A 14,048-nucleotide genomic window follows, 5' to 3' on the forward strand; every position below is an offset into this window, starting at 1 on the left:
TTGGTTTACATTTAGTAAATATACTTTCGTATATTGGAAGCCAATTATTTTGAATCATGATATTTCCCCCAAGGACTAAAAAAGGACTATCGCTATGGGTTATATGTTCCATTATTGGAGCAGCAATTCTTGGTGCCTTCTTTTTTATTGGTATTAAATATATAGAGGATATAAATTACCTTATTACTTTTTCGTTATTAGTTTTTATCTTATTAATTATTGCTACTGCAACTGTTTTGTATTTAATATGGTCGCAATTGGAGACAGAGGTTGTAGAATCTTTTTTGAACAAGAGATTGAGTGAACTAGAGTTGGAATTGCAAAAAGCCGATGAATCATCAGATCATAAATCAGTTTACTTAGCTAACATGAGTCATGAAATACGGATTCCCTTAAGTACTATACTGGGAATGATTCGCATGTTGAAAAACACCGATTTAGATGTAGATCAAACTGCACAGGTTGAAATAGCTGAGTATTCATCTGAACACTTACTGCAACTTGTAAATATGATTTTGAACAACTCAAAAGGTTATGAGCATGATTTGAAATTGAACATGGTGACCATCGACATAGAATCTGACCTATCTAGATTATTCAAAATTTTTGAATATCAGGCTTGGGAAAAAGGTTTGGATTTTGAGTGCAAATTTATGAGTGATAAAAAGCACAATTTTTTATTGCTAGGAGATTTGAGCATGATTCAACAAGTGTTGGTGAATCTGGTAAATAACGCCATAAAGTTTACCAATAATGGTAAGATTGAAATTACCATAGACCATACCATAACCTATGACGACCACCAAGTAGTAACGTTTTATATAAAGGATACTGGTGTTGGCATGAACAAAAATGAAATGGAGCATGCTTTTAGTACTCTAGAGAATAAAAATACTGCATCATTACAACATTATAGAGGTTCTGGAATAGGGTTGACTGTCACTAAAAAATTAGTTGAATTCATGGGTGGGGACTTAAAAATAGAAAGTAAAGAAAATGAAGGATCTACGTTTTACTTTAGCTTGCAATTACAGAAAACACTTAATATAAAGCAAGGGTTACCTCCAGAGAATCCTATGTTACTTAATAAATTTGATTACAGATTTAATGTTTTAGTAGCTGAGGATAATAAAATGAATCAAAAGGTGATTAAGTTTTTATTGGAAAGTCAAGGTGCTGAATGTACGTTTGTAACCAATGGACTGGATGCAGTAAACCTTTATAAAGTCATTAATTTTGATATGATTTTCATGGACATATACATGCCAAAAATGGATGGATATGATGCCACAAAAATTATTAAGAACTCTGACAAATATGCTAAAAACAACATTCCGATAATAGCAGTTTCGGCGAGTGCTTTCGATCAGGACATAGAAAAAGCTAAACAAGCTGGAGTTGACGCCTTTTTGGCAAAACCGATTGATACTGAAAAGCTAAAAACATTGTTAGAAAAATATGCTCTTAAAAAAGAAAGTGTTTCCTAAATACCAGCAATAACAGCAATCATGCTAATTTCTACATTGACGTTTTTGGGTAATTTTGCCACCTGAACCGTTTCTCTCGCAGGTGCATTGGCGTCATCAAAAAAACTGCCGTAAACTTCATTAATTGCTCCAAAATCATCCATATTACTAATAAATATTGACGACTTAACTACATTGTTAAATGTGAGATCTGTAGCATGCAGAATGGCTTCTAGGTTTTTCATAACTTGCAGCGTTTCACTTTTAATATCACCTAAAATTAAATCACCACTCTCAGGGTTTATCGCAATTTGCCCAGAGATATACAATGTGTTTCCGCTTAAAACTGCTTGATTGTAAGGGCCAAGTGGAGCAGGAGCATGTTCGGTAGTTATTATTGTTTTCATATTAAAGATTTACTATTCTTTTCTAAAGATAAGAAAAATGGAACTTTATATGTAGTCCGAAATATTTATAGCGTTTGATCTGGTTGTCGGCGTTGTTCGTATTTTAAATCTTTTAATAAGCTGGATTTAATACCGATAAAGAAATTCCAAGAACTTCTGGAGCTAAAAGGCACCCAGCTAAAATTCATGCGCCAGCTTAGCAAATCGCGTTCAAAACGCAATTGTGTAAACGTAAAACCTTGATTTTTAAAATCGTAACCAGAAGAGCCGCCAACGGACCATTTAGGCGACAATTCTATATCTCCAGAAAACATTAAGGAATGGGAAGATATTTCACTATTCCTTCTCTGATTGCTGTAATTTACGGCATAGGCCAATCGTAAACTCCAAGGCACCTTAAAATTGTAGAATTCACTATTTTTATCCTTATCGTCTTTTGAATTTTGATCTAATTTTTTGCTGGTATAATCTTCAGAACGCCCAAATAAATCATCTGCACGACCTCCGTTACGTATATTCTCTTGTACACTTGGGTCGCTTCTGTTATCTTTTTTATCTGTCCCCTTGCTTGAAAGCGAGTAACTCGCATTTATATTAGCACTTGTAAGTCTGAATAAACTACCTCCATTATCAATATTGAATTTATCAATTCTTTTATTATTGTTGTCCAAGGCATAAGGATCTAAGGTAGCACTAAAGTTTACGCTTAATTTATTATCAAAAAACTGTGTGCCACCATTCATTCTTACTGGGCTCCATTGTAAAGAATCGCCAGCAAAATTATAAGCGGTTGAGAAATTCAGGTTATTTAATAAAATAATTTTTTTGGGTTCGGTAGCGGTACTGTCCTTGTCCCTAACTTTTGCTTCAAAATTATTTGAAAGCGATAAACCCATGGAACTGGAGAAGTTTTTATTGGGCGCACCAAACAAACCTTGTTCAAAACGAGAGAATTCAATTTCTTCTATAGTTAATCCATCTGCTGTAACTACTTCGGTGTCGTAACTATCATAATATTTATCAAAAGCAGGATTTATATTATAATTTACGGAAGGTCTTATAACGTGCCTAATGGCTTTTATTTTTTTGTCCTCTCCCTTTTTTTCAAAATTAAACATCCCGTAAATGGTAGTTCCTAAACTTGTACTAAAATTATAGGTTCTATAAGAGTCAAATCCATTTATGGTATCGGTTACGGTCTCACGCGTATCAAAATCAAAACGTTTGTCTATGGTTTTAAAAGCCCATACTTCACTATAATTGGTGCTTGCGCTCAAACTAAAATGCTTAAACACTTTAAAGTTTGTACTTAAAGGAATGGAATGTTGAAATCCGGTTTTTGCGTCATCAAACATTTCTTTTTTGAAAAATAAGGAATCTGTAGTTTGAATTCTGTTTTCCCCTCTTACGCTATATTGAAAGTTGACATTTTGGATGATGCCTTTTTTACTCCCCGTTTTTGGAGCAAAAGGAAATATCCGTCCCATATTCCCTTGAAACGTTGGCAGCGTCATGTTTATTTGCTGCGTTTGCGTATTTTGGGAATGTGTTGCGGTTACGCTAAAATCCAATTGAGGTTCTCCAATAAATGTTTTAGAATAAGACACCGATGATGCTAACGTATTATTTAAGAAAGCTCCCGTTGTAGCTTGATTTAAAGATGTTCTATAAAAAGTGCTACTTCCTAGGTTTACAGATGCTGAAAACCTTGAGTTAGGACTCGCTTTTGCATCTTGACTATGAGACCAACGTAAATTATAAACTGTTGACCTTGAATAATCTGGGAAACCACGTTCGCTAGTTATTAAATTCTCATACCTAAACCCAAAATTCCCCCTGAACCTATAGCGCAACGCATAGGTGCTTTCGCCTCTAATTCCATAACTGCCGTTGGTGTAATAATCTCCCATCAGCGCTAAATCAACATGATCGCTTATTGCAAAATAATACCCACCATTTTGCAGAAAATACCCTCTTTCGTTTTGCTCTCCAAACGTCGGAATTAGCACACCTGAAGTTTGTTTTTCAGACTGCGGGAAAAAGCCAAAGGGCAATCCTAAAGGCGTAGGCACATCATATATAAAAAGGTTGGCTAAACCTGTTACAATTTTTTTTCCAGGAACTATTTTTGCTTTTCTTAGTTTCAAATAATATTCAGGATCTTCAAGATTTTCAGCTGTTGTATATTTTGCATTTTGTATAAAGTAAACAGAATCGTTCTCTTTTTTAGTAATCTTAGCAATTACGGTGCCTTCGCCCTGTTCTGTAATACTGTTATAAATTAATGCTTTTTGGGTTTTGGTATTAAAACGCATGGAATCTGGTTCCACCTTATTTCCTGTTTGCGTAAATACAGGTGCTTGGGTGTATTCACCTAAAGAATCTACTATTCCTCTAGCATAAACCTCATTCCTTTTGTAATCGATTGTAATATCACCTGCTTTTATATTGATATCGCCATAAGTAACTTCAGCATTGTTATACAAATATATTTTTTGTTTTTTCTGATTTAAAGAGGTGTAATCGGTAGCTTTATAAGTCACTATATTTTCTAAAAACTCTTTCTTTTTAGGCTTAATGGAATCAACTACCGTAGTGTCTTGAGGGGTTTCCGCAACTTCAGGTTTAATTATGCTATCTAGGCTTTTTATGATAGTATCCTGAGCTTTGGGGGTAATCGGTTTAGTCTTTTTAGGGATGTCTTGAGCGAAGCAGAACGTGTTAAAAAACACAGTAAAACTTAATGTAAAAAGTATTTTAAACTTATTTGTACGCAACGCTTTTAAATGTATTTTTGTAAAAGTATGGCTCGGTTTTTGAAACGCCAAAATTACATATATTTTTCTTGGATTAATTTATATTTCTCCATAAAAATTATCATTTGAAATAAACCGATTTGTTTAGCCGTTTAAATCTTTATGACACATCAAAAATTGAGCCTTTCTGAGAAATATTCAAAATTTGTAAAACATAAAGATTATAATTTTTTATTTATCACATGAAAACGAACAGAATATTACTTTTCGTATCTTTTATAATAGTATTAACATTTCCATCAGTTGTTAGTTCGCAGGCCATTGACAAATTTGTTGTGGTCCTGGATGCAGGACATGGCGGGAAAGACCCCGGAAATTTGGGAAATGGCTTTCGAGAGAAGGAAATTGCTCTAAAAGTTGTTTTGGCAGTTGGTAAAGAGTTAGAGAAGCACCCGAATATAGAGGTTATTTACACACGTAAAAAAGATGTATTTATCGATTTATTTGTAAGGGGCAAGATTGCAAACAAGGCCAATGCAGATTTATTTGTCTCTGTGCACTGCGATTCCCATACCTCCCAAGCTTACGGTGCAGGAACTTTTGTTTTGGGTTTACATAGAAATAAGACAAACTTTGAAGTCGCCAAAAAGGAAAACTCGGTAATTTTTATGGAAGATGACTATAAAAAGAATTATGCAGGGTTTGATCCAAATTCTCCCGAAGATGCCATAAGTGTAATTTTAGGGCTTGAAGAATATTTAGACCAGAGTATCTATTTAGCCAGTTTAATTCAAGATAATTTTGTGAAGCTCAACCGAAAAAACCGAAAGGTTAAACAAGCAGGTTTTATTGTGCTGCATCAAACAGTAATGCCCAGCGTGCTTGTAGAATTAGGATTTTTAACAAATAATAGAGAAGGGAAGTATTTAAATTCTAAAATGGGACAACAACAAATGTCTAGTGCTATTTTGGATGCTATCCTTAAATATAAAAAATCACTTGATCTTAACACGGCAGAAGTTCTTATTGAAAATAATGATTTAATAGAGTCTGAACCAATGGAGTTTGATAACGTGGTTTTTAAAGTGCAAATTGCTGCAAGCTCTAGAAAACTAATGCCAAAACCCTATAATTTTAAAGGCTTAGATGCTATTTCCAGAACCCGAGAAGGTAATTTGTATAAATATTTCTATGGAAATACCTCCGATTACAACAAGACGAAGTCTTTAGTGCAACAGGCTAAATCTAAAGGTTATAAATCTTGTTTTGTCGTCGCTTTTAAAGATGATAAAAAGGTTTCACTTTCCGAAGTTTTAAAAACAAAACCCAATTAGCAAGTTACTATCTAAATTTATTTTAAATTTGTTTTTAAAACAAAGCATATTTTGAAAATATCAAGAGAAGTAAAAACTGGAATACTCGTAATATCTGGAATTGTTTTATTGTACTACGGTATTAATTATTTGAAAGGGAGAGACCTTTTTAATTCTTCACTTACATTTTATACCGAATATGAAAATGTTGAAGGTTTAGTGCCATCAACACCAGTTACCATCAATGGACTTAGCGTAGGAAGGGTTGTTGATGTCGATTTTAAAGGAGATGGTTCTGGTAAATTAAAGGTAGAGTTGTTAGTTGAAAGCAAATTTGAATTTTCAAAAAACAGTAAAGCCGAACTATACGAGACTGGCTTAATAGGAGGTAAGGCCATAGCTATTATACCTGCTTTTGATGGTGCGGAAAAAGCAAAGAAAGACGATTTTTTAGACGGAACGGTAAAAGCTGGATTAACCGATTTGGTAAACCAGCGCTTAACACCTTTGCAGGAAAAGATTGAAATTATGATGGTAGGCGCAGATTCGTTACTTGGTAATTTAAATGATGTTTTTGATGAAAGAACGAAAGCTAATTTAAGAGCCAGTATCGCTGGGTTGAACGAAACCATGCAGAATTTTAAAAGTGCGTCAAAGGGACTCAACGGACTTATTGCCAGTAATGAAGAAAAGTTAAATAGTACTTTAACCAATTTTGACAAGGTATCTTCAAATTTATCTAAAACAACTCAAGATTTGGCAGAAGCCGATTTAAATAATGTTATTAAAGAGTTAGAGGCTACAATCTCTAATTTTAATAGTATTTCTGATAAAATTGAAAAGGGAGAAGGTTCAATTGGTAAATTACTCAATGATGATGCGTTATATACTAACATGAAGGGCGCATCGAAAGAACTGGAAGAACTATTGCGTGATGTAAAATTACATCCAAAACGCTACTTCAGGATTTTATCAAAAAAAGAAATCCCTTATCAAGAAGAATCTAACTAAAAATGGCTTACATACCTAATATTCTCTTTGCTGTAATTCTAATTTTTGGAATAGGTTACTTTGCGAAAAACGTAAAGAAATTGATTAGAAATATTAAGTTGGGACACGATGTAGATACCAGCGACAATACCTCTCAACGTTGGAAAAACATGATTAACATTGCGCTTGGGCAAAGTAAAATGGTGCGTCGTCCAATTTCTGGTTTTTTACATGTTATAGTTTACCTAGGTTTCATCATCATTAACATAGAGGTGCTTGAAATCATTATTGATGGCTTATTCGGAACGCATAGAATTGGCTTAAGTATTTTACCAACATCAGTTTACGGCTTTTTAATTGGTGCTTTTGAAGTTCTCGCCTGTTTGGTATTTGTATCGGTTATTATTTTCTGGATCCGAAGAAATATTATAAAAGTTGCACGTTTCTGGAAAAGCGAAATGACCAGTTGGCCAAAAGATGATGCAAACTACATTCTATATTTCGAAATGGTATTAATGATGCTTTTTTTGATAATGAATGCAACAGATACCTCGTTTCAAGCGTTAAACTCAGGGAATGTTGTGAGTCAGTTTATTGCGCCTTTGTTTTCAGGATTGCCAGAAACAACACTCCATATTATAGAAAGAAGTGCCTGGTGGATACATATTATAGGGATATTAATATTCTTAAATTACCTGTATTTCTCTAAACATTTGCACATTCTTTTAGCATTTCCAAACGTGTATTTTGCAAGTTTAAAACCTCAAGGACAATTTAATAACCTTGAAGCGGTTACCAAAGAAGTGCAACTAATGATGGATCCAAACGCAGATCCATTTGCAGCTCCAGCAGAAGGCAGTGAAGACGACATACCTGCAAAGTTCGGTGCTAGCGATGTGTTGGATTTGAATAGAATTCAATTATTAAACGCTTACACATGTACAGAATGCGGACGTTGTACAAGCGAGTGTCCTGCAAACCAAACAGGTAAAAAGCTCTCGCCTCGTAAAATTATGATGGACACTAGAGACCGTTTAGAGGAGGTAGCTAAAAATATAGATGCAAACAATGGCGCGTTCAAAGAAGATGGCAAACAGTTGCTAGACGACTATATCACAAAAGAAGAGTTGTGGGCGTGTACGTCATGCAACGCTTGCGTAGAGGCTTGTCCTGTAAGCATTAATCCGCTATCCATTATTTTAGATATGCGACGCTATTTGGTTATGGAGCAATCTGCAGCACCAACTGAACTCAATACTATGATGACCAATATCGAGAATAACGGAGCGCCTTGGCCATACAACCAAATGGACAGATTAAATTGGAAAGACGAATAAATAGGTTTAGAAGTTTAAAAGAAAGTTTAGAGGTTTAAAAAAAGTTTAGGGGTTTAGAAGTTAGGAGCATCTAAACCATTAAACTAATAAACCCCTAAACTTATACACCATTAAACTTATACACCATTAAACTAATAAACCCCTAAACTTAGAAGATGAGCGAAATACTCAAAGTGCCAACAATGGCAGAATATATGTCTCAAGGCAAACAACCCGAAGTATTATTTTGGGTAGGTTGCGCAGGAAGTTTTGATGACAGGGCAAAAAAAATAACCAAGGCATTTGTAAAATTATTACATAAAGCTAAAGTGGAATTTGCCGTTTTAGGCACCGAAGAAAGCTGTACAGGAGATCCCGCAAAACGTGCTGGAAACGAGTTTTTGTTTCAAATGCAAGCAGTTACAAACATTGAGGTTTTAAATGCTTATGAGGTTAAAAAAATAGTAACCGCTTGTCCGCATTGTTTCAATACCATCAAGAATGAATATCCAGAATTGGGAGGGAAATATGAAGTTATGCACCACACACAGTTCTTAAAAACACTTTTAAGCGATGGGCGTTTAACTATTGAAGGCGGAAAATATAAGGGCAAACGCATCACATTCCACGACCCCTGTTATTTAGGTCGTGCCAATAATGTTTACGAAGCACCAAGGGAACTCATTCAGAAACTGGAGGCAGAATTAGTTGAAATGAAAAACTGCAAACGCAACGGTTTGTGTTGTGGGGCAGGTGGCGCTCAAATGTTTAAAGATGCAGAACCAGGAGACAAAGAAGTAAACGTAGAACGTACAGAGCAAGCTTTGGAAGTAAAACCAGAGATTGTAGCTGCCGGTTGCCCGTTTTGCAACACCATGCTAACCGATGGTATGAAAGCTAAAGAAAAAGAAGACGTTCAAGTCATGGATATTGCTGAGTTGATTGCTAATGCTCAGGATTTGTAAACGGTCATTGTTGAAAATCGTAAATTGAAAACCGTCAATCATAAATCAAAATCATGCTAGTAGAATTTAATACATTACCAGAAGAATCACGAGTTTGGATCTACCAAGCCAACCGATCATTCACTCCAGAGGAAATTGAAGAAATTCAAAATAAGTTAAATGTGTTTATTGAAAACTGGACAGCCCATGGAAGCGATTTACAATCGGGCTATCTAATTAAATACAAGCGATTTATAGTGATTGGATTGAATCAAAACTTAAATGCAGCTTCAGGATGTTCTATTGATGCATCAGTACATTTTATTCAGCAATTAGAAAAGGAATATGATGTCGATTTAATGGATAAAATGAACGTGTCTTACAAGCAAGGGGAGTTCATCGCCTACAAAACTTTAATCGATTTTAAAAAGATGGCGAAGGACAGGGCGGTGTCTAAAAACACAATTGTTTTTAATAATCTAGTAAATACTATTGCAGAATTTAATGAGAATTGGGAAGTGCCAGCCAGTGAGAGTTGGCATAGTCGGTTTTTGTAATTAAACTATCTTCTTAATCACCCGCAACTTATGCGTGTGCATCTTAGTATCCACATTATAAATCCCAGAGTGGTCTAGTCTATCAATGCGAACTTTTCCATGCGCGTGGATAATATAATTATCTTTCATAATAATGCCCACATGAATAATGTCGCCTTCATTATTATCAAAAAAGGCTAAATCCCCAGGTTCGCTTTCTTCAATAAAACTAAGTGCTTCTCCTTGTGTCGCTTGTTGAGAGGCATCACGTAATAATTTGTAACCATTGAGTTTATACACCATTTGTGTAAAACCAGAGCAATCTATCCCAAAAGGCGTTTTACCTCCCCATAAATACGGACTGTTTAAATATAAAAAAGAGGTTTCAATAATGCTATCTTTATTAATTACACCTTCGGTAGAAGTCCCATCAAAAGTATGTTTAAGTACATCTAATCCGTTCAGAGCGGAACCCAATTGAATAGGGTAGAGCTGCTCATCTTCATCTTGTACAAATTCAACTAAATCTAAAGAAAGTTTGGGTGTTTCAGCATTTAAGGTATTGTAATTTTCTGCTTCAATTTCCAAATATTGTTTGTTATCTATCCAGCCTTCGTAACTATCAAATGCTAATCGGATTTTACTCCAATTTTTACGTTGCTCCAAAACCTTGAAAAAATCGCCATACAATACCTGCGACACCAACTCGCTTTTATCGGAGGCTTCAAATCTTAAAGGGATGATACTTAAATTACAAATTCCGTATTGCATAGAACTATTAACTATTTCTTATTTTTATTATTTATTATGCAACGTCGAGATTATCAAAATATAATAAATCAAAAAAGTTAACTATTGTATTTAAGGTAAATTTCATAATAAATGTAAATAATTTTTTTTCATTTGAGTGATTACTGAATACTGTTTACTGCAAACTTACACCCTACGTTCAATTATCATTGCAGAAGCACCACCGCCACCATTACAAATCGCCGCGGCACCAACTTTGGCGTTATTTTGTTCGAGAACACTAAGCAATGTGATTAAAATTCTAACCCCAGAACAACCCAACGGGTGTCCTAAAGAAACAGCGCCACCATTAACATTCACTTTATCATCAGTTAATCCTAAAATCTTCATATTTGCTAATGCCACTACTGAAAATGCTTCGTTAAACTCAAAATAATCAACGTCATCTAAAGTGATTCCAGCTTTATTTAGTGCTTTTGGTAATGCTTTTGCTGGAGCAGTTGTAAACCATTCTGGTTCGTGAGCTGCATCTGCATAACTTTTTATCGTTGCTAAAATCTTCAATCCTAATGCTTTAGCTTTTTCTTTACTCATTAAAACTACCGCACCAGCACCATCATTTATGGTTGAAGCATTGGCTGCGGTAACTGTGCCATCTTCAGAAAATGCAGGTCTTAAACTTGGTATTTTATCTAATTTCACTTTCGTGAATTCTTCATCTGTATTGACTAGTACAGCATCTCCTCTACGTTGCAGCACTTCAACAGGAACAACTTCGTTTTTAAATTTCCCCGAGTTCCACGCCGCTTCAGAGCGTTTGTAAGATTGAATGGCGTAGGCATCTTGTGCTTCCCTAGAAAATTTATATGCCGTAGCACATGCATCTGCACAAACCCCCATGGCGTTTTCATCGTAGGCATCAACTAAGCCGTCTTTTTGCAAGCCATCGACTAAAGTTGTTGGTCCAAATTTTGTGCCTGTTCGAGCATATAAATAATGGGGAATTAAACTCATGTTTTCCATACCGCCGGCAACTACAATTTCGGCATCGCCCAAACGAATGGCTTGAGCACCAAACATGACCGCCTTCATTCCCGAAGCACAGACTTTATTAACTGTGGTGCAAGGGACTCTATTCGGAATTCCCGCTCCAAGTGCTGCCTGTCTCGCTGGTGCTTGTCCGTTTCCAGCCTGAACAACATGTCCCATATATACTTCGTCCACCAATTCTGGTTTCAAATTAATTTTATCTAAAGCGCCTTTTATGGCTACCGAACCCAATTTAGTTGCAGGTACAGTAGATAAAGCACCCAAAAAACTACCAATTGGAGTCCTTGCAGCGGATACAATTACAACTTCTGAATTCATAATTCAAAATTTATGATTATTTAAAGCGAAAATAATCAATTTTTAATAGATAGTATAAGGATTATCGGGTTTATAAAAACCAGAATAACCCTAAGAATTTATTACATTTGACAATATTTCTTCAATACATGAAAGACTTTATAAATAAGCTATATCGAAATCATTCATTGATTTACAAAGCCTTATTATTTGTTTGTACCACTTTTTTAATCGTGTATTTATTTCCTAAAAGCGGAAAGTTTAAATACAATTTTGAAAAAGGGAAGCCTTGGCAATCGGAAGATTTACAAGCTCCTTTTGATTTCGCCATAAGAAAATCCCAAGACGAGATAGAAAAAGAAAAGCAGGAAATTAAGGATAGAGGACTTTTGTATTTTGATGTAGATGAATCTGTGCAAACTAAAGTGCTAGAGGATTATAAAGCTTCGTTTAAAGAAATTTTTCCAGATTCTATCTCTGTTGAAAAATTAAATAAGTTAAAGACCGTTGGAAGGGACATTATATCAAACCTATATGATTTTGGGATTTTATCTGAAAATTATAATTTTAAGGATGAAAAAGTAGTTAATATTCTTAGCGGAAACACAAAGAAAACCAATACGATTTATGGTAATTTAATAGCACAGGAAGATGTAAAAACCATTATTGAAAGTGTGTTAAATGAACGAAGCCTGAATCAATATTCAGGACAGTTTACCTCGTTGTTTTTTGATATAATTAAACCTAATCTCAGTTATAATAAATCTTTTACCGAAAAAGCTTTAAATGATGAATTAAACAAAATATCATACACGCGAGGAAGTGTGGAAAAGAACACGCTTATTATTTCCAAGGGAGAAGTAGTTGAAGGCGATAAATTCCAGAAATTAAAATCGTTACAATCTGAATATGAATCCCAGGTTTGGAACGAGTCTAATTACAATTGGATATTATTTGCATACACCTTGTTAGTAGCCTTGGCTTTATTGATGTTATTGCTTTTTTTAAGAAAATATCGGATTGAAGTTTTTGATAACAATACCAAAGTAACCTTTATATTTTTTAATGTGCTACTGATGGTTTTTATTACCACTTTGGTAGTAAACTATAATTCTGAATACATATACGTAGTGCCAATTTGCGTATTACCATTGGTGTTAAAAGCATTTTTTGATGCCCGATTGGGAATGTTTGCCCATGTTATCACGGTGCTTCTACTAGGTTCTATTGTGCCAAATAGTTATGAGTACATGTTTCTACAGATTTTAGCGGGAATTGTAACCATACTAACGGTTTCAGAATTGTATAAACGTGCTAATTTGTTTATTTCCGTAGGACAGATTACCTTAATATATATCATCGCTTATTTCGCTTTTTTCGTGATCCATGAAGGAAGTATCGAAACCATAGATTTAAATACTTTTTTGCTATTCATTTTATGTGGACTAGCAACACTATTCGTACAGCCTCTAATATATGCTTATGAGAAGTTGTTTGGGTTGGTTTCAGATGTGTCTCTTTTAGAATTATCTGATACCAATACAAAATTATTGAAAGAGCTATCAAATGTATCGCCAGGAACGTTTCACCATTCGTTGAATGTTGCTAATCTTGCCGAAGCTTCTGCAAATGAAATTGGAGCAAATGCCATGTTGGTTAGGGTAGGCGCTTTATATCATGATGTAGGGAAAATGGTAAACCCTAATTACTATACAGAAAACCAATCTACGGGAATTAATCCGCATGATGAATTGTCTTCAAAAGAAAGTGCAAGAATTATTACCGACCACGTGATTAATGGTATTGAGATTGCAAAAAAACATAATTTACCTGATAGGGTAATCGACTTTATAAGAACGCATCATGGCACAAGTGTTGTGTATTATTTTTATATGAAGGCCAAAGAAGCTGACAAGGAAGTTGATGCTAATTTATTTAGATACCCAGGACCTAAACCCTTTAGTAAAGAAACCGCTATTTTAATGATGTGCGATAGTGTTGAGGCCGCGAGTAAAAGTTTAAAGAGCCCTACATCTACAAAGATTGATGCTTTCGTAGAAAATATTATCAATAAACAAATAGAAGAGGAGCAATTTTTAAACGCTAATATTACGTTTAAAGAAATTCAATCCATCAAAAAAATACTAAAGCACAAGCTTGCAAATATTTACCATTTACGGATTGAATATCCCGAATAAAAATTGAAAAAAATAAATAAAAAAG

At 34.6% G+C, this 14,048-nt stretch carries 11 protein-coding genes; 7 read left to right on the plus strand and 4 right to left on the minus strand.

The window, feature by feature from the left end; translation table 11 throughout:
- Nucleotides 1-56: 56 nt before the first annotated feature.
- A complete protein-coding gene (locus ABXQ82_RS02795) occupies nucleotides 57-1,487 on the plus strand; it encodes a response regulator (protein ID WP_367054527.1) in 1,431 nt (476 codons plus the stop codon).
- Here ABXQ82_RS02795 and ABXQ82_RS02800 read toward each other — a convergent pair.
- Both ABXQ82_RS02800 and ABXQ82_RS02805 read right to left on the minus strand, forming a co-directional pair.
- On the minus strand, nucleotides 1,484-1,873 hold the full coding sequence (locus ABXQ82_RS02800) for a Rid family detoxifying hydrolase (RefSeq protein WP_367054530.1): 390 nt from the start codon (nucleotides 1,871-1,873) through the stop codon (nucleotides 1,484-1,486). The genes ABXQ82_RS02795 and ABXQ82_RS02800 overlap by 4 nt on opposite strands.
- Nucleotides 1,874-1,938: 65 nt before the next feature.
- Nucleotides 1,939-4,701 carry a putative LPS assembly protein LptD gene (locus tag ABXQ82_RS02805; RefSeq protein WP_367054532.1) on the minus strand — a complete coding sequence of 921 codons (2,763 nt, stop codon included), beginning with the start codon at nucleotides 4,699-4,701 and terminating at the stop codon, nucleotides 1,939-1,941.
- A gap of 170 nt (nucleotides 4,702-4,871) precedes the next feature.
- Between ABXQ82_RS02805 and ABXQ82_RS02810 the strand changes: the two genes are divergently transcribed.
- The 5 genes from ABXQ82_RS02810 (at nucleotide 4,872) to ABXQ82_RS02830 (ending at nucleotide 9,749) form a co-directional block, all read left to right on the plus strand.
- Nucleotides 4,872-5,963 carry an N-acetylmuramoyl-L-alanine amidase gene (locus tag ABXQ82_RS02810; protein ID WP_367054535.1) on the plus strand — a complete coding sequence of 364 codons (1,092 nt, stop codon included), beginning with the start codon at nucleotides 4,872-4,874 and terminating at the stop codon, nucleotides 5,961-5,963.
- Nucleotides 5,964-6,014: 51 nt separating this feature from the next.
- Nucleotides 6,015-6,953 carry an MlaD family protein gene (locus ABXQ82_RS02815; RefSeq protein ID WP_367054538.1) on the plus strand — a complete coding sequence of 313 codons (939 nt, stop codon included), beginning with the start codon at nucleotides 6,015-6,017 and terminating at the stop codon, nucleotides 6,951-6,953.
- A gap of 2 nt (nucleotides 6,954-6,955) precedes the next feature.
- Entirely contained in the window at nucleotides 6,956-8,269 is a 1,314-nt protein-coding gene (locus tag ABXQ82_RS02820; protein WP_367054541.1) for a (Fe-S)-binding protein, read from the plus strand.
- Between the two features lie 155 nt (nucleotides 8,270-8,424).
- The gene (locus ABXQ82_RS02825; protein WP_367054543.1) at nucleotides 8,425-9,213 is read left to right on the plus strand and encodes a (Fe-S)-binding protein; all 789 of its coding nucleotides are present in this window, start codon (nucleotides 8,425-8,427) and stop codon (nucleotides 9,211-9,213) included.
- 53 nt (nucleotides 9,214-9,266) lie between these two features.
- Nucleotides 9,267-9,749 (plus strand): ABC transporter ATPase, encoded by a 483-nt coding sequence (locus ABXQ82_RS02830; protein ID WP_367054545.1) that lies wholly within the window; start codon nucleotides 9,267-9,269, stop codon nucleotides 9,747-9,749.
- On the opposite strand, the gene ABXQ82_RS02835 is transcribed toward ABXQ82_RS02830, so the two are convergent.
- Nucleotides 9,750-10,499 (minus strand): C40 family peptidase, encoded by a 750-nt coding sequence (locus ABXQ82_RS02835; protein ID WP_367054547.1) that lies wholly within the window; start codon nucleotides 10,497-10,499, stop codon nucleotides 9,750-9,752.
- Between the two features lie 165 nt (nucleotides 10,500-10,664).
- Nucleotides 10,665-11,846 (minus strand): acetyl-CoA C-acyltransferase, encoded by a 1,182-nt coding sequence (locus ABXQ82_RS02840; RefSeq protein WP_367054549.1) that lies wholly within the window; start codon nucleotides 11,844-11,846, stop codon nucleotides 10,665-10,667.
- Nucleotides 11,847-11,974: 128 nt separating this feature from the next.
- Here ABXQ82_RS02840 and ABXQ82_RS02845 point away from each other — a divergent pair, with 128 nt between their 5' ends.
- Nucleotides 11,975-14,023 carry an HDIG domain-containing metalloprotein gene (locus ABXQ82_RS02845; RefSeq protein WP_367054552.1) on the plus strand — a complete coding sequence of 683 codons (2,049 nt, stop codon included), beginning with the start codon at nucleotides 11,975-11,977 and terminating at the stop codon, nucleotides 14,021-14,023.
- Nucleotides 14,024-14,048: the final 25 nt, after the last annotated feature.

Origin of the sequence: Algibacter sp. 2305UL17-15, from assembly GCF_040720935.1 — a bacterium.
Classification (GTDB): Bacteria; Bacteroidota; Bacteroidia; order Flavobacteriales; family Flavobacteriaceae; genus Jejuia.

Excerpts from the sequence above, each read along its gene's own strand:
- ABXQ82_RS02830 (WP_367054545.1), top strand. The coding sequence starts at position 9,267 with ATGCTAGTAGAATTTAATACATTACCAGAAGAATCACGAGTTTGGATC.
- ABXQ82_RS02800 (WP_367054530.1), bottom strand. The coding sequence starts at position 1,873 with ATGAAAACAATAATAACTACCGAACATGCTCCTGCTCCACTTGGCCCT.
- ABXQ82_RS02825 (WP_367054543.1), top strand. The coding sequence starts at position 8,425 with ATGAGCGAAATACTCAAAGTGCCAACAATGGCAGAATATATGTCTCAA.
- ABXQ82_RS02840 (WP_367054549.1), bottom strand. The coding sequence starts at position 11,846 with ATGAATTCAGAAGTTGTAATTGTATCCGCTGCAAGGACTCCAATTGGT.
- ABXQ82_RS02820 (WP_367054541.1), top strand. The coding sequence starts at position 6,956 with ATGGCTTACATACCTAATATTCTCTTTGCTGTAATTCTAATTTTTGGA.
- ABXQ82_RS02835 (WP_367054547.1), bottom strand. The coding sequence starts at position 10,499 with ATGCAATACGGAATTTGTAATTTAAGTATCATCCCTTTAAGATTTGAA.
- ABXQ82_RS02795 (WP_367054527.1), top strand. The coding sequence starts at position 57 with ATGATATTTCCCCCAAGGACTAAAAAAGGACTATCGCTATGGGTTATA.
- ABXQ82_RS02810 (WP_367054535.1), top strand. The coding sequence starts at position 4,872 with ATGAAAACGAACAGAATATTACTTTTCGTATCTTTTATAATAGTATTA.
- ABXQ82_RS02845 (WP_367054552.1), top strand. The coding sequence starts at position 11,975 with ATGAAAGACTTTATAAATAAGCTATATCGAAATCATTCATTGATTTAC.